The 21,012-nt window shown below is 38.2% G+C and carries 17 protein-coding genes; 10 read left to right on the top strand and 7 right to left on the bottom strand.

Translation table 11 applies throughout. The annotated features are described in order from the left end of the window. Positions 1 to 187: 187 nt before the first annotated feature. Positions 188 to 895, bottom strand: a complete 708-nt coding sequence (locus CYK55_RS11470) for a GntR family transcriptional regulator (protein ID WP_010734297.1) — start codon at positions 893 to 895, stop codon at positions 188 to 190. Positions 896 to 1,112: 217 nt separating this feature from the next. On the opposite strand from CYK55_RS11470, the gene CYK55_RS11465 reads away from it, so the two are divergent. The 4 genes from CYK55_RS11465 to CYK55_RS11450 all read left to right on the top strand — a co-directional run bounded on the left by CYK55_RS11465 (position 1,113) and on the right by CYK55_RS11450 (position 6,799). Continuing rightward, positions 1,113 to 2,036 carry a PTS mannose/fructose/sorbose transporter subunit IIAB gene (locus CYK55_RS11465; protein ID WP_080693131.1) on the top strand — a complete coding sequence of 308 codons (924 nt, stop codon included), beginning with the start codon at positions 1,113 to 1,115 and terminating at the stop codon, positions 2,034 to 2,036. Positions 2,037 to 2,053: 17 nt separating this feature from the next. Further along, complete coding sequence (locus CYK55_RS11460) at positions 2,054 to 2,851, top strand: PTS mannose/fructose/sorbose/N-acetylgalactosamine transporter subunit IIC (protein WP_034687063.1); 798 nt, start codon at positions 2,054 to 2,056, stop codon at positions 2,849 to 2,851. Further along, positions 2,844 to 3,644, top strand: a complete 801-nt coding sequence (locus CYK55_RS11455) for a PTS system mannose/fructose/sorbose family transporter subunit IID (RefSeq protein WP_200868941.1) — start codon at positions 2,844 to 2,846, stop codon at positions 3,642 to 3,644. The genes CYK55_RS11460 and CYK55_RS11455 overlap by 8 nt, the downstream gene beginning before the upstream one ends. Positions 3,645 to 3,781: 137 nt before the next feature. Further along, positions 3,782 to 6,799, top strand: coding sequence for a polysaccharide lyase 8 family protein (locus tag CYK55_RS11450; protein ID WP_034687060.1), 3,018 nt, complete (start codon positions 3,782 to 3,784; stop codon positions 6,797 to 6,799). Positions 6,800 to 6,906: 107 nt separating this feature from the next. Here the strand turns inward: CYK55_RS11450 and CYK55_RS11445 are convergent, their stop codons facing one another. Then, entirely contained in the window at positions 6,907 to 7,815 is a 909-nt protein-coding gene (locus tag CYK55_RS11445) for a cation transporter (protein ID WP_034687057.1), read from the bottom strand. A gap of 172 nt (positions 7,816 to 7,987) precedes the next feature. On the opposite strand from CYK55_RS11445, the gene CYK55_RS11440 reads away from it, so the two are divergent. After that, positions 7,988 to 8,620 (top strand): NAD(P)H-binding protein, encoded by a 633-nt coding sequence (locus CYK55_RS11440; protein WP_126134349.1) that lies wholly within the window; start codon positions 7,988 to 7,990, stop codon positions 8,618 to 8,620. Between the two features lie 308 nt (positions 8,621 to 8,928). Here CYK55_RS11440 and CYK55_RS11435 read toward each other — a convergent pair whose 3' ends face one another. Then, a complete protein-coding gene (locus CYK55_RS11435) occupies positions 8,929 to 9,945 on the bottom strand; it encodes an NAD(P)-dependent oxidoreductase (RefSeq protein WP_034687051.1) in 1,017 nt (338 codons plus the stop codon). 35 nt (positions 9,946 to 9,980) lie between these two features. Continuing rightward, on the bottom strand, positions 9,981 to 11,009 hold the full coding sequence (locus CYK55_RS11430; RefSeq protein ID WP_034687049.1) for an AEC family transporter: 1,029 nt from the start codon (positions 11,007 to 11,009) through the stop codon (positions 9,981 to 9,983). Between the two features lie 286 nt (positions 11,010 to 11,295). Here CYK55_RS11430 and CYK55_RS11425 point away from each other — a divergent pair, with 286 nt between their 5' ends. Genes CYK55_RS11425 through CYK55_RS11415 form a run of 3 tightly spaced genes read left to right on the top strand, consistent with a single transcriptional unit; the run spans position 11,296 to position 14,818 of the window. Continuing rightward, on the top strand, positions 11,296 to 12,636 hold the full coding sequence (locus CYK55_RS11425) for an aminotransferase class III-fold pyridoxal phosphate-dependent enzyme (protein ID WP_034687046.1): 1,341 nt from the start codon (positions 11,296 to 11,298) through the stop codon (positions 12,634 to 12,636). A gap of 17 nt (positions 12,637 to 12,653) precedes the next feature. Further along, positions 12,654 to 13,754 carry an alanine dehydrogenase gene (gene ald / locus CYK55_RS11420; RefSeq protein WP_034687044.1) on the top strand — a complete coding sequence of 367 codons (1,101 nt, stop codon included), beginning with the start codon at positions 12,654 to 12,656 and terminating at the stop codon, positions 13,752 to 13,754. A 29-nt stretch (positions 13,755 to 13,783) separates the two neighbouring features. Continuing rightward, a complete protein-coding gene (locus tag CYK55_RS11415; protein ID WP_126134348.1) occupies positions 13,784 to 14,818 on the top strand; it encodes a dihydrodipicolinate reductase in 1,035 nt (344 codons plus the stop codon). A 76-nt stretch (positions 14,819 to 14,894) separates the two neighbouring features. Here CYK55_RS11415 and nrdF read toward each other — a convergent pair whose 3' ends face one another. The 3 genes from nrdF to nrdH form a co-directional block, all read right to left on the bottom strand. Further along, positions 14,895 to 15,860, bottom strand: coding sequence for a class 1b ribonucleoside-diphosphate reductase subunit beta (nrdF, locus tag CYK55_RS11410; protein ID WP_010734316.1), 966 nt, complete (start codon positions 15,858 to 15,860; stop codon positions 14,895 to 14,897). A 50-nt stretch (positions 15,861 to 15,910) separates the two neighbouring features. After that, complete coding sequence (gene nrdE, locus CYK55_RS11405) at positions 15,911 to 18,070, bottom strand: class 1b ribonucleoside-diphosphate reductase subunit alpha (RefSeq protein WP_034687039.1); 2,160 nt, start codon at positions 18,068 to 18,070, stop codon at positions 15,911 to 15,913. A gap of 181 nt (positions 18,071 to 18,251) precedes the next feature. Beyond that, positions 18,252 to 18,476 carry a glutaredoxin-like protein NrdH gene (gene nrdH, locus CYK55_RS11400; RefSeq protein WP_010734318.1) on the bottom strand — a complete coding sequence of 75 codons (225 nt, stop codon included), beginning with the start codon at positions 18,474 to 18,476 and terminating at the stop codon, positions 18,252 to 18,254. A gap of 650 nt (positions 18,477 to 19,126) precedes the next feature. On the opposite strand from nrdH, the gene CYK55_RS11390 reads away from it, so the two are divergent. Continuing rightward, on the top strand, positions 19,127 to 19,945 hold the full coding sequence (locus CYK55_RS11390; protein WP_126134347.1) for a GH25 family lysozyme: 819 nt from the start codon (positions 19,127 to 19,129) through the stop codon (positions 19,943 to 19,945). A gap of 235 nt (positions 19,946 to 20,180) precedes the next feature. Continuing rightward, positions 20,181 to 20,816, top strand: a complete 636-nt coding sequence (locus tag CYK55_RS11385; protein ID WP_010734320.1) for a GntR family transcriptional regulator — start codon at positions 20,181 to 20,183, stop codon at positions 20,814 to 20,816. Positions 20,817 to 21,012 lie beyond the last annotated feature (196 nt).

The following is a 21,012-nucleotide window of genomic DNA, read 5'->3' as shown; positions in this document are numbered from 1 at the left end:
AAATAAGGCGCCATCCACAAAAGTTTGAAGAACAATTTTCGTGGATAGCGCCTTATTTCCGAAGAGGTTACTTCTGTTCCCGCCGTTTATTCGGTTTTAGGTGGTGGGAGAGAACGAATGTCCCAATTCCTTCTGGTTTTTCTTATTTTATTCAAGGGGTACGAAATTACGGCTATTACCGTTCTACTTATTCTGCTTCTACTTCGATTTTTGTTTTGAAATATTTCCAGTGCTTATAACTAATGATATATTCGGCTACGCTTCGATCGGCAAGAAAAGAATGCTTGACTTGTTTGACGACTGGTTCGCGAAAGCTTAACTTTAACAAGTTCAATAATTCTGGATCATCGGGAAAGACGATTTCATTCGTCTCAACAGATGAAAGAGAGAAGAGGTCGATCCCAAAATCTTTTCTCACTCTCTCGTAGATACTGGAGTATTGAGATAAGTCTTTACTAATAGGTTCCTTGACCAGGCGTTTTGGCAAATGAGTGATATGCACAAGGAAAGGGATATCCTCAAAATACCGCACTCGTTTGATGCGATAATAAGAACCATTTTTTGGTAGTCCAAGTTCTTCTAAAATATCAGGTTCTTGCTCTTCTTCTATTGAAACGACCTTGACCTTCTCTTTATCTAATGAATGTAATTCGATATCTGAGAATTTGACTGATTGAGAGACTTTTGATTTAGAAACAAAGGTTCCTTTACCTTGGACGCGATAGAGATAGCCAGCAGTTGTAAGTTCATTCAATGCTTTAACGGCTGTGATCGAGCTGACAGAATATTTTTTCTTGATATCTGCTTCTGAGTAAAACTTATCTCCAGGAACAAATAAATGATTTTTGATTTCAGCTAATAATTCTTGCTTAATTTGTTCATATTTGGGAATCACCACATGAGACCTCCTTTTTTTGCGGTATTCAATTAATTTTACCATAACATGTTAACTTGTTTGTGGCAATGGATTAATTTTGGAACTAAATTTTTCAAGAAAAAAATATAATATGTTAAGATGTTAGGTTTACGTTTGAGTTGATATGTGATATAGTGTACGTAATCAATAGCTAACATGTTAAGTAGCTTAGATGTTTATTTAAGGGGGAAGAGAGATGAGAAATATCTTATTGGTCAGTCATGGTAGCATGGCCGATGGAGTCAAAGCCAGTTTAGAAATGATCGTTGGCGCGCAAGAACATGTCCACACACTTTCTTTAAGATCAGATGGTGATAATTTACAATTTGAACACGAATTAACTGAGAAAATGAAAGCCCTTAACGGTTCGACCTTGATTATTGCAGATCTGCTAGGTGGGACACCATGTAACACAGCACTAAAAAATTACCTAGAAGATGAAGAAGTTACAATTATTGCTGGGATGTCTTTACCTTTAGTCATGGAAGCGACCCTTAATCCACAAGCAACGATCGAGGCGTTGATCGATTTAGCATGCGGGGGTATCGTAGATATCAAAAACAAGATGATCGCAACGGAAGCGGAAGAAACGCAAGCCGCAGAGGGAGATCTAGCACAATATAAGGAATTTAAAGGCAAAGCGAATATTGTCAATGTAAGGATTGATGAACGCTTGATTCATGGTCAAGTTGCAGGAATTTGGTCCACAAGTTTGAATACACAACGGATCATTGTGATCAATGATGAGGCAGCAATGGATTCTTTACAAAAATCTTCATTAAGAATGGCAGCGCCTACATCTATGCGGCTATCCGTTTTAACTGTTGCTGCGGCGGCAAAAAATGTTCAATCTGGAAAATACGGCAAACAACGTATTTTTTTACTTTTTAAAAATCCAACAGATGTCTTGCGGTATTTAGAAGCGGGCGGTGAGCTGGCTGCAATCAATGTAGGAAACATGAGTCATAAAGAAGGTGCGAGAGAAATCACGAAAAGCATCAAGGTCATGAAAGAAGAAGAAGCAGTGTTTGAAGCAATCGCAGCCAAAGACATAACGGTGACCGCTCAACTGGTACCAAATGATCCAGTCATCGATTTTATGGAAAAACTAAGAAAGTGATTTAGGAGGAAATAATCATGCAACATCTAGCCATGTATCAAATTATTCTTATTACAGTTTATGCTTTTATCGCAATCAATGATTCACTTATTTCAAATACGTTGACACAACCAGCCATTGCGGGAATGATCTCCGGGATGATCATGGGAGATTTAGAAACTGGCTTGATGGTAGGAGGAACCCTGCAATTGATGCGTTTAGGGATCGCAGCTTTTGGAGGTGCATCTGTACCCGACTTCTTTACTGGTGCTGTATTAGGAACGGCGTTTGCTGTCATTTCTGGTAAAGGGGCGGAATATGGGATCGGTCTAGCTGTACCAGTATCATTACTGATGCTACAGCTTGATGTCGTTGCTCGCTTCTGTAATGTCTTTTTGCTTCACCGTGTCGATCGTGCGATTGAAGATATGCGTATCAACAGTATCCCACGGTTAGTATTATCTGGTTCATTCCTATGGGGGCTTTCTCGAGCAATCCCGATCTTATTGATGTTACTAGTCGGTGATGCGGCAGTTTCAACAATCACAGAAAATACACCTGAATGGTTGATGAATGGATTGCGTACAGCAGGTGGTGTACTACCAGTTGTCGGTGTGGCTATCCTTTTACATTATTTACCAGCAAAACAGTATATTCCTTACTTACTTTTAGGGTTTTTCTTATCAGCATATCTACAAGTACCAATGCTTGGTATTTCAATCGTTGGTGTTATTGCTGCATTGTTAGTATTCAAACGAGATAACGAAAAAGAAGCAACTGCTCAAATAGTGACAACCACTGGAACACTTGAAGGAGGTTTTGATGGCGATGAGTAATCAAAAGTTAACGAAAAAAGAATTGAATGTCATCAGTTGGCGCTATATCCTGGGTAGCCAATTGAATTGGAACTACGAGCGTATGATGAGTACCGGTTATCTCTATGGTATTTTACCTGTACTGAAAAAATTCTATGGGGAAGACAAATCACAATTACAAGATATGATGAATACCCATAATCAATTTTTCAACACGAATGCGATTTTTGGGAACTTGATCATGGGGATCGATGTGGCAATTGAAGAAGAAGATGGTTACAAAGCAAAAGATACGATCGTCGCGTTGAAAACAGCGTTGATGGGTTCATTAGCAGGGGTAGGTGATTCATTATTCCATGTCATCTGGGGAACGATTTTTGGTTCAATTGCGGGTACATTGGCACAAAGCGGATCAGTCGTGGGCTGTGTGATCTGGATCATTGCCAATATCGCTTTACTTTTTGGACGAGCAGCATTATTACCACTTGGCTACAAGCAAGGAGTTAAATTAGTTACGACTCTGAAAAATAAACTAACTGCATTCACCAACGCAGCAACTGTTTTAGGGATCACAGTTATTGGTGCCTTGATTCCTTCTGTTATCAAAGCAACGGTTCCTTTCATTTATAAACAAAATGGGGTGGAGTTAGTTGTTCAAGACACATTAGATGCGATCTTACCTTCATTAGTACCGGTTTTATTAGTCTTATTGACATACTGGATGTTAGGGCAGAAGAAATTGAATTCAACTCGCGTGATCTGGATTATTTTGATTCTTTCAATTGCATTAAGTGCTGCTGGGATTTTAGCTTAACTGATTCATAAAAAATGAATGAAGTGATCGTAAGGTCGTGATCTGATCTGCAAGAAAGAATCGTTCGAAATAAGAATGCGCCTTTCTTGCAGATTTTTTTAGTTCAAAAAATATCTATAATCATAAAGGAGAACAAAATGAAGCGTTGGTCAACAAAATTAGTGGTGACATTAGGGTGTAGTTTATTCGTTGGTATTGGGTTAGGGTACAGTCAACAAGTCGGTGCAGAAGGAACACAGACAGACATACAAAAAAATATGATATCAGAAAACTATGAGTCAGATTTTTCGCAGCATTTAGGTACTTGGCAAGACATTGTTGGAAAAGCAGATAAATATACCAACGAGAATGGGTTACAGATCGCAAATCAGAAAGTCAATCAACAATTTGAGTCTGTGTCGTTATTATTAGATGCAGGTGTCCGCAGTTCAGGTGATCTAGAATACACGTTTCTATATGAGGGACAGACCAATTTTGGACTAGTTTTTCGAGGGAACGATCAGACGATATCGAACTGGCAATCGTTTGCCTATATGCGCGATGGTGAATGGCAATTGGGGCAGCCTGGGGGAAAGTGGTTGACAGCCATCAAAGGCCCTACACTGATTCCAGGACAAACCTATAAATTGTTACTAAGATATGAAGGAACATCGTTCCAAGCATATTTGAACGACCATTTGTTGTATGAAAATCAAGAAGTTTTTTATACTGATGGGACAACGATCAATGGGGACTGGTCAGGTTATTCAGGGATTCGGTTATTTGGGAATGAAAGTAAATTAACTATTTATTCCATGCGTAGTGGAGCGGTCAATAGTCTGCAAGTAGAAGAACCGACAGAAGAATTTCAAACAATGAAAGCAAGCTGGAAAGATCAACTTGTGTCAACAACGACCGATTTAGCCAATCCAGCGATTGCTAATTATGTAAGCGCTCTTTCTAACGAAGCAGAAAAACTTTACAAGACAATGAATCAAGATCCTGACCGCACGTATCTATGGCCATTAGAATCTGGAAATACCGCTTCGGCAGATTTAACCACGCAATTTACAAAGTTGCAAAAACTAGCGTTAGCATACGGAACGAATGGGACAATTTTTTATCAAGATGAAGTCGTCAGTCAAGCGATTCAAAGTGGATTAGATTTTATGATCACAAAAAAAGGCTATGATGGCACAAAGTATCATGGTAATTGGTGGGATTGGCAAATCGGAGTAGCTCAAAAATTTGTGGCGATTTTGATGGTACTGGATGAAAACGTGCCAGAGGAGAAACTTCAAGAGTATACGAGTGTGTTGAGTAAATATGTACCCGATCCATTTAAACAACTCTACACAAAACCACAAGGAACTTTTGTCGCGCTTGATTTTATACCAAATTTTTCAACGACTGGTGCGAATCGCACAGATTTAGCGCAAACTGTCTTAGGACTAGGTCTCTTACAAAATGACCCAGCAAAAGTCACACAAGCAGTTGAAAGTATTACTGATGTCTTCAAACTAGTGACACATGGCGATGGATTTTATCAAGATGGTTCATTTATCCAGCATGAAACGATTCCATATACAGGTTCTTATGGCAATGTACTAGTCAAAGGTGTAGGACAAATTTTATCGATTGTCAAAGAATCCCGCTATACTTTGACAGCAGAGCAGATCAAATCGTTTGTTGATAATGTCCAATCGGCATTTATCCCATTAGTATATCAAGGTGAAATGTTGCCTTTAGTCAATGGTCGCTCCATTTCTCGAGCACCAGCTGCAACAAAAAATGGTTACGGCTCGACAACCATGTACAATTTATTGATCGTGGCAAAATTTGCACCTGAAACACAGCAAAAAGCATTAAAAGAAGCAGTGAAATATTGGATGCTGTCTAATCCTGACTATTATTTGACAAATCCGAGAGATTTCAATGATCTGATGATGACAACCAACTTATTGGAAGATGCAACAATCGTAGGCAATCAGCTACCGTTCATCGGAACGAAGATGTATCATGCAATGGATCGGTTTGTCCAACGAACAGAGAATTACCATTTAGGATTAAGCATGTATTCGAAGCGAATCTCTTCATTTGAAGCAGGAAATCTGGAAAATCAACGAGGCTGGCATACCTCAGATGGAATGGTTTATCTTTACAATGATGACCAAGTCCAATTCGGTCCGAGTTATTGGCCAACCGTCGATCCTTATCGTTTACCTGGCACGACCATCGATACAGTACCTTTAGCAGATGAAATTTCAGCATTTACTACAGTGACTTCAAATGAAACATGGGTAGGCGGGACCGCTGCTGGAGATCAAGGTGTAGTAGGGATGGCTCTTAACAAAGCAGGAACAAAGAACAATGGCACGACCTTGCCGATGAATGTACAAGGGAAGAAGTCATGGTTTACATTGGATGGGCAAATCATTGCCTTAGGTGCCGGTATTACAGGAGATACAACTGCCTCAATCGAAACAATCGTCGATAATCGTTTATTAAATGATTCGTATAAGTATCAAGTACTTTCGGATGAAGGAATGATTGATCAGTCACAACAAACGAAGGAGACATCGTGGTTATTGCTTGAATCGGATCATCAACATGCGTCGATCGGTTATTATTTCCCACAGAAAGAAACAGTGGATGTAATCAGCGAGACACGTACAGGGTCTTATCAAGAAATTAACGAAGCATTCCCTAGTGATACGCAATATACTGGTGACTATCGAACCTTCTCGATCAATCATGGCCAACAACCTAAAGATGCGGATTATGCTTATGTGATGTTGCCAGGAACGACTCAATCGGAATTAGAAACGTATGTGGCAGAACAGCCAGTCGACATTATACAAAATACTAAAGAAATCCAAGCAGTAGAAGTAAAAACATCCGGTTATTTAGGTATCAATTTTTGGCAAGGACAAGGTGGAGAAATTGCTGGGATCAAAACGAATAAACCAGTTTCTTTATTGAAACAAATGAAGTCAGAACAAACGGTTTATACACTTGCTAATCCGACACAACAAACTGAACCAGTAACGCTTCGTTTATCAAGTGATTTTACTGACGTGGTGTCTATGAGTGAGGGGATTGTCTATGATAGTCAAACCAATACGTTTACCATTGATTTCGGTCAATTCGAAAGCAAAGAGATCGTTGTCAAATAGCTCTACCTTTCTAGGTCATAATCAAACACAGATCAATTGAAAAAAACAGAAACTTCCCAAACGTTTTCTTATTGGAGAAGTTTCTGTTTTTTTATAAATATGCTCTCTTATGCCCATTTGAGATCGCCGATAAAGTTGATATTCAGCCATAAAGAATAGTCAGAGAAACCTTCAGTTACTTTGTGGTTGAGTTTATCTCTTAGATGATCTTGCGCGCGGATACTATCTAATTCACTGTCGGGTAAAATCACGATATCTAGTTCAAGAATGACTTGATCCCCGACTTTTGCGATTCGTAAGACATAGGTTTCGATGGCGATATTTTGCAAGAGCTTATCAACTACAAACAATATTTTTTCGCGTAATTCATATTTTGGGGGTGCATAAGTAAGTTCTAATGTGGCATTTTTGATTTCAGTCACCGATAGATAAATATAGAAAATAGTGATTCCAATGGAAATCACAGGGTCGATCAGTTGGGCGATTGCAATGTAAGATGTTTTTGCGAGCAACCCAGAGGCAATGATGGAAACCACTACCCCTAAACTAAACAGAAACCCGAAACGCCATTGTTCCAACTCCACCTTATAAAAGGAATGATTGATTGGATTTTTTTTCAAATAAAGATAAAAAACAAAACAAAAGAGTGTCCCAAATAAAGAAAAGGGCAAGCCAATCGCTAAATCAACGTAGGTATCTGCAAAAAGCAAACTGAAAAAAGACTCAATCAGGCCATAGGAAGAAATCAATAGGATGACACTGTATTGGATAAAAACAACCAAGGGCATCAGTGATTCCTTTCCAAATGGAAAACGTTCAAAATCTTGTGTCTGGATAAACTTAGCAATATATAATGCGATCAGAGACATCAGCGCACCGACCATCGTATAGACACCATCAAGCAAGAGGACGTTGTAATTGATCATCAATCCCGTAAGTAGCGCTAAAAGACCATAAACGGTTCCTGCAATGATGGAGGCGGTTAATAATTTTTTTATTTTTTGTGTATTTTTCATATAACTAAAATCCTTTCTGGAATAAATGCTTTTTTGAGAATCATATTAATTGTAATAAAAGATGCGAATAAATACTTGCGGTTAGAGTCGTTCTAAGCCTTATACTTTAATCATCTTACTCAAAGGAGGAGCGTTGTACAAATAAAAAATCAAAACTAGAGGTGGAAATAGATTGAAAAAGAACGTATTGATTCTTGGTGCATCAGCACCAATTGCTAGATATAGCTATGAATTTTTAAAAAATGATCCTACTGTGAATGTAACTTTATTTTTGAGAAATCCGGATAAAGTCTTTGATAAGGAACGAAGTATCATTGGTGATGCGATGAATCTAGATGATTTGGTTCATGCAATGAAAGGCATTGATATCGTCTATTCTTGCTTAGGTCCTTACAATATGGTGCCTTTAGCTAAACATATGATCGAGGCGATGAACCAGAATAAGATCAAACGCGTATATTGGATGGCAACACTTGGGATCTACGGTGAAGTTGACTTTAATGACGAAGAAGCAATTGCAGAGTTGGGCGACTATCGCGATCCTGATACTTATTTAGGGGATCAGCGTATTGCAGCAGATTTGATTGAGAACAGTCATCTAGACTTTACCATTATCCGCCCTAATTGGTTAACCGATAAAGAGATCATTGAGGATATTCGTATCGAGAATAGAAACGGAAAAAGTTACATTGGTGAAATCAGCCGACAAACTGTAGGAAAATACTTAGCAACTTTGATCAACGAGCCAACTACTCATATGTATGACTCTATTGCATTAACAGCAAAGGGGAAAATACACGAGTAAATAATTGAGGTTTGATAGAAATTTTCAGCTTTGAAAATAAGGCAGGACCCCCAGAAAGTATTCTTAGATTTTCTGGGGATTCTGTCTTACTATTTTTTGTGATGATCGAAAGGAAAGTAGTTAAAACAAACGTAAGATTCACTTTTGTCTGTGACCATAAAAACAAATCAACAGCAAGAATCAACGAAACCTCTTCGAAAATAAGGCAACAGCTACAAAAATTGGAAGAGTAATTTTTGTAGCTATCACCTTATTTCATGAGGCTAAACACTTCGGTGCAATATCGGATCGCTGATTCTTTGAGGCGATTATCCAGCCTGAGTGGAAAGTATGTTGGCACAGTCCAATTGATTGAACATTTTATAGAGATTGTCAAAACTTGTTTCGATCATATTTGATACTGCTTGGTCGGTATTCGAACCGATATGCGGTGTAATGATTACTCGCGGATACATATCGATCAGCGCCTTAGCTGTTGCATCGATCAATAATGGATCTTCATCAAAATTTTTGTTGAAAATCAGCGCTTCATTAGGTAAGACATCTGTACCAAATCCAGCTAGTTTTTTGCTCGTCAACGCATCAAGGATTGCTTGATTATCCTGTAATTCCCCTCGAGCAGTGTTGATCAAAATCGCGTCATCCTTCATTTTTCCGATAAAAACTTTATTAATGAAACGTTCATTTTTACCGGGGATGTAAGGAATATGGATACTGACGATATCACTTTCTGCCAGTAAGTCATCAAGCGACTTAAATTCGATGAATGCTTTTGCTTCTTCGCTTGGATATAGATCATTACCAATCACCGTTGCACCTAATCCTTTGAAAAGTTTTGCTTCTGTTAGTCCGATGTTCCCCACGCCAATGATTCCAACTGTACAGTTTCGGACTTCTTTACTGAACATAAAGCGATCAATCGTAAAATTATAAGAAGCTGTTTTATTCGTTGTATGAGTTGTTCTACGTAAAAGCATCATTGCTAAAGTAACAGATAATTCAGCGATTGCATTTGGTGAATAAAATGGTACATACGCGACTTGCATTTCATGATCGTGAGCTGCCATTATATCAATATGATTTGTCCCAACTGTACGCGTGAGTAGGAACTTGATCCCGAATTGGGCAAAGCGTTCGATATTCATACGATTTGCTAAACAATTTCCTCGAACGATGACGGCATCCATTCCTTTTGCTTCTGTGTAATTTGTCTCATTTAATAAATCTTCTACTAGTTTCAAGTTGAATCCGTGGACATTCAACTGCTGAAAGAGCTCTCTTTCAGCAGGACGAACACCATAACATACAACATTTAAATTTTTCATAGTATAGTTTCCTTTCGTTAATTATATAATGTGCTTTAATTTCCAATCAAGTTTAAGACGATGATCCAGATAGGGATTAAGACGATCGAGAAGAGTGTAGAAAGTAAAGAGGCGTTAGAGGCAAGTACTGCTTCTTTTTCAAAGTTTATGGCATAAGCAACCGCAACTGTTGCAGCTGGAGTAGCCATCATAATGATCATTGTACTTAGACCAACTGAATTCACTGGTAAAATATTCATTGCGTTCAACAGTAAAATTGAAAGTAAAATCACAAGTGGGAAGACAATGACTTTAATGAATGAATAGTACCAAGCGGTATGACTGCTGAGGGTTTTTCCGAATGGAAGATCGCCTAATGTGATCCCGATTGCCAACCAAGCGAGTGGGGAGGCTAAACTAGAGAGGAACGTCAAAGGTTTAAATAGCCATGGCAACGTCTGATCGATTCTTAAAAAAGCAACAGATTCAGAACTAGACTGAGCAATTTGAGGTAAGCTATCTTGGAAGAGCCAAATAAATAATCCGATAAAAGTTGCCAATACGATTGGGTTCAAGATCATTTCTCTAATATTCTCGCGTGCCATTTTCAATCCACTCATTTTTAAATAAGCATAAGAGTATAAAAAGATACGATAACCAATGTTAAAAATCGATGCGTACAAAATCCCTTCTGCGCCAAAGACTGCACCGACAACAGGAATACCGAAAAATGTTGTTGACCCGAAAATAGAGAGTACACGCAATGTGTCTTCTTTATTTGGTGCATATCTAAAATAGAAGAATTTACTTAGAAAAATCAAGAAAACGTGGACCAAGATTCCGAGAATCAAAATGTTGATTCCTTGATTCAATACTTCATCATTCAAGTCCTGCATAAACGAATTAAAAGCTAATGCAGGAATTGCGACAGTTAAGACGACCTTAGACAAAGTCTTTCCGACATCTGATGAGAAAACCTCATGCTTTCTTAAAAAGTAACCTAATAATATAATAAACAGTGTGGAAGTGATCGCACTGATAATTTCTATGTTGATGACATTGCTTAATGTTTCTGATAGTGACATTTAAATTTTCCTCCTCAATCCTTGTGAATGTTTTAATTTGTTTATTTGAATCAGTTGTGCATGTTTACCAATCCTCCTCAATTACATCTTAGAGGTTAGAATCGTTCTAAGGTCAATATGCTTTATAAATAAAATCACAAAAGTATTTTTTCTTCTATATAAGTGATTTTTTACTTTTCTGATGTAAGCGGTTTTATCGAAATGATAAGAAAAAGATTGACCTTAGAGTTGTTCTACCCTTTAGTCTTAACATGTAAACAGGAAAACATATAAAGGAGAGAATAATATGAACAATCGCAAGAAAAAGTATTTTTGGCATCCAATGACGGATACTCGAGCAAGTGAAGAAGAAACAATCGTTATCGAACGTGGTGATGGGAATTTTATCTATGATGACACGGGAAGAAAATTACTCGATGGTGTCGGTGGATTATGGTGTATGAACGTTGGTCATAATCGCCCTGAAATGAATCGAGCAATTTCTGATCAAATGGAAAAATTATCTTACTATCAATTGTTTACGAATATTGCCCATCCCAAGGCATATGACTTGGCAGAAAAAATCATTCAAATGATGCAAGAAGAAGAGATGGCGAAAGTATTCTTTACTTCTGGAGGAAGTGATTCAGTAGATACTGCTTTAAAAATTACAAGACAATACTGGCAAGCAGTAGGTAAACCGACAAAGAAAGTATTTCTTTCATTGGAAAAAGCCTATCATGGGATGCATTATGGTGGAACGTCGATAGGTGGTAACCCGATCTATCGGGAATTTATCGGGCCTGGTCTACAAGATTGTGTGCGTGTTTCTTCCCCACATTTGAAGAAAAATAAATGGAATTGCCAAGATCCAGAAGAATTGACAAAACTCTGTATCGCTGAATTAGTTGAAACAATTGAGCAAGTGGGTGCAGATAATATTGCTGCATTTATTGCTGAACCGATCCAAGGTGCTGGTGGTATCATTGTTCCACCAACTTCTTACTGGCCAGCTTTACGTGAAGTCTGTGACAATCATGATATTTTATTGATTGCGGATGAAGTGGTGACAGGATTTGGCCGTTCAGGGCATCTTTTTGGTAGTCGTGGCTGGGGCATCAAACCAGATGCCATGGTTCTAGCCAAAGGATTATCTTCAGGATATGTTCCACTAGGGGCTACTGTTTTTAATAAACGCATCGTTGAAGGCATCGAATCAGCGACCAATGGAGCTAATGTCATTATCCATGGGCATACTTACGGTGGACACCCGCTCGGCTGTGTGGCAGCATTAGAAGCTTTACGGATTGTGGAAGAAGAAAATCTAGTTGAGAATGCCCGTGAAGTCGGTGCATATTTATTGGAACGCCTAAAAGGTCTTGAAGGAAAATATGACTGTATTAGTGATGTTCGTGGAAAAGGTTTGATGATCGCTATCGATTTTGAGAATACCGGGAAATATGATGTGGAACAAACATCAAAGAATGTACAAGCCGTTGCTGATTATGCTATCAATGCAGGCGTCTTGCTACGTGATGAATTACAAACGATTATCATTTCACCATCATTGACATTCTCAAAAGAAAATGCAGATCAACTATTTGATGCCATTCACATGGGATTTGAGGAATGGCAAAAGCAGCAATAATTTAAAGGAGGATCAATATGACAATCATTGGCGTACCAAAAGAAATAAAAAATTCAGAGAAACGTGTAGGCTTAACACCTGCAGGAGTCAAAGAGTTAGTAACAGCAGGTCATATCGTTTATGTGGAAGAACGTGCAGGGGAAGGATCAGGCTTTACAGATGAACAATATCGTGAAGCGGGCGCTCAAATCAAAGCGAATCCACAAACAATCTGGTCGGCAGAACTCGTCGTCAAGGTCAAAGAACCACTACCATCAGAATATCAATACTTTAGAAAAGATTTGATTTTATTTACGTACTTGCATCTAGCCGCAAATCTTGAATTGACCGAAGCATTGATCAAGTCTGGAACAACAGCGATTGCCTATGAAATGGTTACGAAAAGCGGAGCATTCCCATTACTCGCACCAATGAGTGAAGTCGCTGGCCGTTTAGGCGGTCTATTGGGTGCAGAGATTTTAGCGAAGCAAAGTGGAAAATTGATTTCAGGTGTAACAGGTGTTTTACCGGTTCAGGCAACTATTTTAGGTGGTGGGATCGCCGGAGTGAGTGCGGCGCATTACTTGCATGGATTAGGAGCAGATGTGACGATCTTAGATATCAATGTCGACCGCTTACGTGAATTGTCAGAGATGTTTAATGGGCAAGTAAAAACGCTCTATTCAAGCCCAGCGAATATTGAGAAAATGGCATTGACTAGTGATATTGTGATTGGTTCAGTCTTATTACCAGGTAAAAAAGCACCTCATCTTATCACAGAAGAATTGGTGAAGCAGATGAAAGAAGGAACGATCTTGGTGGATATTGCGATTGACCAAGGCGGCTGTTTTGAAACGAGCCAGCCAACCACCCATGAAGAACCGACTTTCGTTAAACATGGCGTAATCCATTACTCTGTAGCAAATATGCCAGGAATAGTGCCCCAAACGTCTACGCTTGCTTTGACGAATGTCACGATGAGATATATCAAAGGATTAGCCTCTCAATCATTGACTGACGTGATCCAAACCTATCCAGAACTGATACCGGGTATCAGCACACTTGACGGAAAATTGACCTGCCTTGAAGTAGGAGAAGTGTTTGAGCGAACAGTTGCTGATGTTCGTGAATTAATTTAAAGATTTTAAAGAAATGTGAGGGAAATGAAATGAATAAAAAGATTCGTATGGTACAAGTTGGCTGTGGAAAAATGTCGAAAGAGATTATCAAATATGCCATGGAAAAAGGGATTGAAATCGTTGGAGCGGTTGACAATCGACCCGAAGCAATCGGTCAGGATCTAGGGTTATATCTAGGATATGACCAAGCCTTAGGAGTGAAAATCTCTAATGATCCCCACGAAGTTTTTCAAAATTGTGATGCAGATGTCGCTTTAGTAACGATTGCTAGTTATATCAAAGACTTCATGCCAAGTTTAGAGATTCCTTTAACTTATGGAGTCAATGTTTTAACGATCAGCGAAGAAGCTTTGTATCCTTGGACGACTTCGGTTGCAGAAACTAACCGTCTAGATAAAATCGCAAAAGCCAACAACGTCACAATTTCAGGTACAGGAATGCAAGATATTTACTGGGTGTTGTTCCCAGCCTTGATGGCTGCTGGGATGAATGATGTACAAAAAATTAGCGGTGAAGTTAGTTATGATGTCGAACACTATGGCAAAGCGTTAGCTGAAGCCCATGGGGTCGGATATGATCAAGAGAAATTTGCAAAAGAAATTGCGAACGCGACCGATTTACCGTCGTATTCTTGGATGACGGCAGAAGCAATCTGTTCTAAAATGAATTGGTCGATCAAACGTATTACTCAAAAGAATGTTCCAATTGTTTTAGATAAAGCTATTTCGTCGAAAACAATGGAACGTACGATCAGAGCAGGCGAAGCAATCGGGATGTCTGCTGTGGCGACTGTTGAAACGATCCAAGGACCAATCGTTGAAGTTGGTTGTACTGGAAAAGTGTATCAAGCAGGCGAGGGCGATCTATGTACTTGGTCGATCGAAGGAACGCCAAGTATGCAATTTGAAGTAACAAAACCAGATACACCAAAACATACGTGTGCAACCTTGATCAACCGTATACCAACGGTGGTCAACTCTGCCGCAGGTTATGTCACGATCGATCAATTGGCACCTGTCCAATATATGACCTACCCAGCACATCTTTATTTAGATAATAAATAAGAAGAACTAAGTTTGTCAGTTGAAGAAAGAGAAACAAAAAAAGAGCGAGGATTGAACATCCAAGCTCTTTTTTTGTTTAGTCTAAACCAATCAAGTAATCTTCATCTTTCATCGCTTCTACATTACCTAATAGGTAGCCATTTCCGACTTGTGAGAAGAAATCATGGTTACTTGTTCCAGTAGAGATCCCGTTCATGACGATTGGATTGACATCGTTTGCTGTATCAGGGAATAGAGGATCCATTCCTAGATTCATCAATGCTTTATTTGCATTGTAGCGCAAGAATGTTTTGACTTCTTCCGTCCAACCGATTGGGTCATACAGTTCTTCCGTATAGCGTTCTTCATTTTCGTATAATTCATATAAAAGATTATACATCCAGTCTTTTAATGTTTCTTGTTCTTCCTCAGGTAATTCGTTATAGCCTAATTGGAATTTGTACCCGATATATGTGCCATGGACAGATTCATCACGAATGATCAACTTGATGATCTCTGCTACATTGGCTAATTTATTATTCCCTAAATAATAAAGTGGGGTGTAGAATCCTGAGTAAAATAAGAAGGTTTCTAAAAAGACACTCGCGATTTTTTTCTCTAACGGCGTACCATTTTTATAGATTTCATTAATACGCTCTGCTTTTTTCTGAAGATAAGGATTCGTATTCGTCCATTCAAAGATTTCTTCGATTTCTTTTTTTGTATTCAATGTACTAAAGATCGAAGAATAACTTTTCGCATGGACAGACTCCATAAATTGGATATTGTTCAATACTGCTTCTTCATGGGGCGTGCGGACATCTTTACGTAATTGATCCATGCCGCTTTCTGATTGGACGGTATCAAGTAAAGTCAGTCCACCGAATACGTGACCAACTGTATCTTTTTCTAATTGAGAAAGTGTACGCCAATCGTCTAAATCATTTGACAAAGGGATACGTGTATCTAACCAAAATTGCTCGGTTAGTTTCTCCCAAGTTGATTTATCAATGATATCTTCAATTTCATTCCAGTTTATCGCTGCATAATAAGTTTCTGACATGAGAATGCTCCTTTATTAAAATCCAGTAACGGTTCTATCACTAAGTGAAATTAGATCACACAGCTTTCACATTGGTTGCTGCCGATTTCTTCTGCATCGTCTGTAAACGTACGGACATAATAAATCGATTTGATTCCTTTGTGGAAAGCATAGTGTCTTAGAATATTTAGATCACGTGTGGATTGTTTTGTTGTTTCTTTCCATTCGTACAAACCTTCTGGGATTTCTGAACGCATAAACAACGTCATACTCATTCCTTGATCCACATGTTTTTGTGCTGTGGCATAAACATCGATCACTTTACGCATATCCATATCATAAGCAGAAGTGTAATATGGAATTGTTTCATTTGATAAATAAGGCGCTGGATAATAGATTTTCCCAATTTTCTTTTCTTGGCGTTCTTCGATCATACGAGTGATCGGATGGATACTTGCACTCGTATCATTGATATAAGAAATAGAACCATTAGGTGCTACAGCTAAACGATTTTGGTGATACAAACCATCTTTCATGATTGCTTGCTTCAAGTTTTCCCAGTCTTGGGCAGTCGGAATAAAGATACCATCAAACAAAGCAGCAACTCGTTCAGATTTTGGTTGGAATTCGCCAGTGACATATTTATCAAAATACGTGCCATCTGCATAAGCTGATTTTTCAAAGTTATGGAAGACTTGTTTTCTTTCACGTGCGATATTGTTACTTTCAACAAGTGTCCAGTAATTCAACAACATGAAATAGACATTCGTGAAATCAAGCGAATCTTCAGAACCATATTCCATTTGTTCTTTAGCAAAGTAAGTGTGAAGGCCCATCGCACCAAGCCCGATCGTATGATTCAACTTGTTCCCATTTTGGATTGGAGGAACGACATCAATATCTGAAGCATCAGTGATATAAGTCAAAGCACGAGTCATCGTGCGGACAGAACGACCAAAGTCAGGGCTATCCATCAAATTGACGATGTTTGTCGAACCTAAGTTACATGAGATGTCTGTCCCTAACTCTTCATATTCTTGCTTGCCATTGATGACAGAAGGTGTCTGCACTTGTAAAATCTCAGAACATAAGTTACTCATGATGATTTTACCATCTACAGGATTTTCACGATTTGCCGTATCAATATTGATGATATACGGATAACCAGACTCTTGTTGTAATTTAGAAATCTCGTTTTCTAAATCACGGGCTTTGATTTTTTGTTTACGGATATTTGGATTTGCGACTAAATTGTCATATTCCGCAGTGATATCTACGTAAGAAAATGGCACACCATATTCTTTTTCCACACTGTATGGGCTGAATAGATACATTTCTTGGTTTTTACGTGCTAATTCATAGAATTTATCTGGGACAATCACACCAAGTGATAAAGTCTTCACACGAATCTTTTCATCTGCATTTTCTTTTTTTGCTGAAAGGAACATCATGATGTCTGGGTGGAAGACGTTTAAATAAACGACACCCGCACCTTGACGTTGTCCTAATTGGTTCGAATAACTAAAGCTATCTTCAAACAATTTCATTACTGGAACAACACCGCTAGCTGCACCTTCGTAGCCTTTGATCGGCGCTCCGGCTTCACGTAGGTTAGAAAGAGTGATCCCAACACCGCCACCGATTCGTGAAAGTTGTAAGGCAGAGTTGATCGAACGACCGATCGAATTCATATCATCCGTTACTTGAGTCAAGAAACAAGAAACAAGTTCACCCCGACGTTTACGGCCAGCATTCAAAAATGAAGGGGTTGCTGGTTGATAACGTTGATGGATCATTTCATCAGCTAAAGCTAAGGCTAGTTCTTCGTCGCCATTCGCAAAATACAACGCATTGAATGCGACACGATCTTCATAAGATTCCAAGTAGGCAGAACCATCATTTGTTTTTAACGCATATTGAGAGTAGAACTTATAGGCTGCCATGAATGATTTAAATGTAAAGTTTTGTTCGAATAGGAATTGATAAAGTTTTTCAATAAATTCACTACTATATAATTGAATGAACTCTGCTTCTAAATATTGGTTGTCGATCAAATACTGGATTTTGTCGATCACTGTTGGAAACGTCATCGTATTTGGTTTGACATTTTCTTCAAAAAAAGCAGCTAAAGCTTCTTTATCTTTATTTAAAGGGATTTGCCCGTTGACTGGTCGATTGATTTCATTATTCAGCTTAAAGTAGCTGACATCTTTTAGATTTTTAAGACTCATACATACGCCCAACCTTCTTTTTGATTTTGATGATACGTGTTTGACCACAAGATATAGTGGTGTTCATTGCTGTAAAAAAGGATTTGGGGAGGTTACGGACAAGAGCCGTAAGTCCATCAAATCCATGGTGGCAGAGGACCAAGTTGATCCTCGATCTATTTGACAACTGTTTGAATGATTCTTAGCTAGCTAAGTGACGTAGTTGATCTGGTCTGAAGCCGATGACAGTTGCTGCGTCAGAAGTGATGACTGGAACACTTTGGAATCCTTGGTCTTTTAACCATGAGATTGCTTCAGGTTGCTCATCGATATTTACTTCTTCAAAGTCAATTTTATTTTCAGCTAAAAAGCGTTTCACCATTTTACATTGCATACAATTATTTTTAGAAAAGATTTTTACGTTCATTATTGTTTGCCTCCTTGCCCATGTGTTTTCTCTATAATCAATAGTATAAATCTATTAGTAAAAAAGTCAATCAACAAACACTACATCTTGTGTTGTGGAAATTGTGGAATACTATGTTTTGTGGTTTTTGAAAAACAGTGAAAACAAGCATCTCATGCAAATTCGCTTGTGTTAGTACAGAAATGCTTGTGGAAAACTCCAATAAAAAATATTTTTTTAACCTTTGCTGGCCAATAAATGAATGTTCGATTGAAAAATCACAAACGAAAAAAGTATGCAAAATGATGGAAAGAAGAAGAGAAATAAATGCAGATCAAAACCAGAAGAAAAAGGTATTTATACATTTTAGAGATAGAAATTTTTTCACAAAAAGAAAAATGATCATGAAGCGTTTAAGGAGCATCTAAAAGAGAAACTCGAATCAAAATAGCAAAAGTCAAAAGAGTACTCACTATGTATAGTAGTAAGAAGATAAATGTTGTAAAAATTTAACTAACAATATTTTTTTAATTTTTTAATAACGATGTTATGTTTAAAAATTGGTTAATTGTCATGTTATCTGTTTTTTAATTCCTAGATTTTTGTTTAAATAGAGCCAACAGGACGTCTTGTTGATGCTTTGAAAATTCAATAAAAGGAAGCGATCCAAGATGCGTACAATGATCAAATGGGTAGGTGTTATTTGTTTTACTTTACTAGTTTACGTTGGAGGAACAGCAGAGGCAATTTCGATTCCAATCAAACCTATGATTACTGAAAAAAATCAACATGTGTTAGGTAGTAGCAGCCAATTCTCAGAATCACTCACCCGAAGTTTGACAGACGATTCAGGAATCTCCGCTGCAGAACCAGGAAGACCAGCTAAAGATTTTATTGACATATCTTCCAATAATGACAAGATATCGAGTGAAGAATTTCAAACGATGAAAAACTACGGCATTAAAGGGGTAGTCGTAAAATTGACTGAAGGAGACTCGTATAAAAATCCGCTTGCTCCTGAACAGATTGCTTCAGCCGTTGCGGCAGGCCTAAAAGTAAGTGTCTACCATTATGCGTGGTTCAATGAAGAAGCTGACACAAAAGGGGAAGCTCAGTTTTTATTGGAGTATATGAAAGAGTTGAACCTGCCATCATCAACTGTTGTTGTCAACGATAGCGAAAATCCAAAGATGAACGTGGATAAAGTGACAGATAATGCATTGATTTTCCAAAAAGCGATCCAACAGGGAGGCTATCAAAACGTCGTCCACTATTCGAGTGCTTCTTGGTTCACCGAAAACAAATTGGATATGACACGTCTAGGAAAAGAAAATTGTTGGGTTGCACAGTGGCCGTACGATCCTTCTGATAAAAATCCTTTGCATACAGATACAGCAGCTTGGCAGTGGGCAAGTGATCTTTATTTCCCAGAATTTCCTACCCGTCATTTTGATGTAAGTAGTGACTATTTGAAAAAATTTACAAGCTAAATGAAATTTGTTTTTTAGCGCAAGAAACAAAAAGACAACCACGAAAATCAAAAAAATTTTCGTGGTTGTCGCTTTATTCTCGAAGTGAGTGATACGAACTGTTTAGTTTGGGAAATCAACTGATAATTACCGGATTTCTTGTATAGAAGAAAAAATAAAACCAGTTTACTTTTGCTTCTTTAAAGCGTCCATAGTAAGATGTTAGCTGACAAGTAGATGAAAGAGGAAGAATAAAATGAGTGAAAAAACCAAACTGGTTCGCCCACGTTATCAACAGATTGCTGTTGATTTGGCTGAACGAATCGTAGAAAATCGTTATCAAATCGGCGAGAAGATTCATGCAAGATCCACTTTAGCAAGCACGTATAACGCTTCTCCAGAAACGACTCGTAAAGCAATCAATGTTTTGGTCGATCTGGGGATCATGGAAGTCCGTCATGGCAGTGGTGCGTTTGTAGCATCTAAAGAAAAAGCAAAGGATTTCCTTTTACAATACCAAGATGTGCAATCGATCCAAGAAACAAAAGCAGAAATCATGGAAAGCGTGAAAAAACAACAAGAAGAATTGAACCATTTTTCACAACTATTGGATCAACTGGTGAGTCAAACGAAACGAATACATAAGATGAATCCACTTCTGCCTTTTGAACTTGCTTTGACAGAGGAAGCGGCTCACTTAAACCAATCCATCAGCGAATTGAATATTTGGCAAGCTACTGGTGCAACAGTGATTGCCATTTCCCACGATCAAGAACTGTTGGTCTCGCCTGGTCCATATGCGAAATTTTCAGCGGGGGATACTGTCCACTTTATTGGGAACGAGTATACGCTGCAACGGATGACAAACTTTTTTTATCCAGATGGGCAGTGAACGAGCGGATAAGAAGAATCTCATTTAATTCTAATTTTGGTCAATCCCTATACTGATAAGGGATTGACCATTTTTTTGTATCGTTTCACTAAGAATAGAGATGCTTGAATTTTGACAAAGTGACTACATGGTGTTATCGTAGTGTGGTCACTTTTTTCAGAAAGAAAAATGAATTTACATACAAAGGAGAATTTGT

It is taken from the genome of Enterococcus mundtii, from assembly GCF_003957375.1.
Lineage (GTDB): Bacteria > Bacillota > Bacilli > Lactobacillales > Enterococcaceae > Enterococcus_B > Enterococcus_B spodopteracolus.
Note: the sequence above shows the minus strand (reverse complement) of the source record. Positions and strands in the feature narration are given on the sequence as shown.

Coding starts and splice junctions, on each gene's coding strand:
- CYK55_RS11455 (WP_200868941.1), top strand. CDS start 2,844: ATGAGTAATCAAAAGTTAACGAAAAAAGAATTGAATGTCATCAGTTGG.
- CYK55_RS11435 (WP_034687051.1), bottom strand. CDS start 9,945: ATGAAAAATTTAAATGTTGTATGTTATGGTGTTCGTCCTGCTGAAAGA.
- CYK55_RS11390 (WP_126134347.1), top strand. CDS start 19,127: ATGCGTACAATGATCAAATGGGTAGGTGTTATTTGTTTTACTTTACTA.
- nrdF (WP_010734316.1), bottom strand. CDS start 15,860: ATGTCAGAAACTTATTATGCAGCGATAAACTGGAATGAAATTGAAGAT.
- CYK55_RS11465 (WP_080693131.1), top strand. CDS start 1,113: ATGAGAAATATCTTATTGGTCAGTCATGGTAGCATGGCCGATGGAGTC.
- CYK55_RS11385 (WP_010734320.1), top strand. CDS start 20,181: ATGAGTGAAAAAACCAAACTGGTTCGCCCACGTTATCAACAGATTGCT.
- CYK55_RS11450 (WP_034687060.1), top strand. CDS start 3,782: ATGAAGCGTTGGTCAACAAAATTAGTGGTGACATTAGGGTGTAGTTTA.
- CYK55_RS11445 (WP_034687057.1), bottom strand. CDS start 7,815: ATGAAAAATACACAAAAAATAAAAAAATTATTAACCGCCTCCATCATT.
- CYK55_RS11460 (WP_034687063.1), top strand. CDS start 2,054: ATGCAACATCTAGCCATGTATCAAATTATTCTTATTACAGTTTATGCT.
- nrdE (WP_034687039.1), bottom strand. CDS start 18,070: ATGAGTCTTAAAAATCTAAAAGATGTCAGCTACTTTAAGCTGAATAAT.
- CYK55_RS11415 (WP_126134348.1), top strand. CDS start 13,784: ATGAATAAAAAGATTCGTATGGTACAAGTTGGCTGTGGAAAAATGTCG.
- CYK55_RS11430 (WP_034687049.1), bottom strand. CDS start 11,009: ATGTCACTATCAGAAACATTAAGCAATGTCATCAACATAGAAATTATC.
- ald (WP_034687044.1), top strand. CDS start 12,654: ATGACAATCATTGGCGTACCAAAAGAAATAAAAAATTCAGAGAAACGT.
- nrdH (WP_010734318.1), bottom strand. CDS start 18,476: ATGAACGTAAAAATCTTTTCTAAAAATAATTGTATGCAATGTAAAATG.
- CYK55_RS11425 (WP_034687046.1), top strand. CDS start 11,296: ATGAACAATCGCAAGAAAAAGTATTTTTGGCATCCAATGACGGATACT.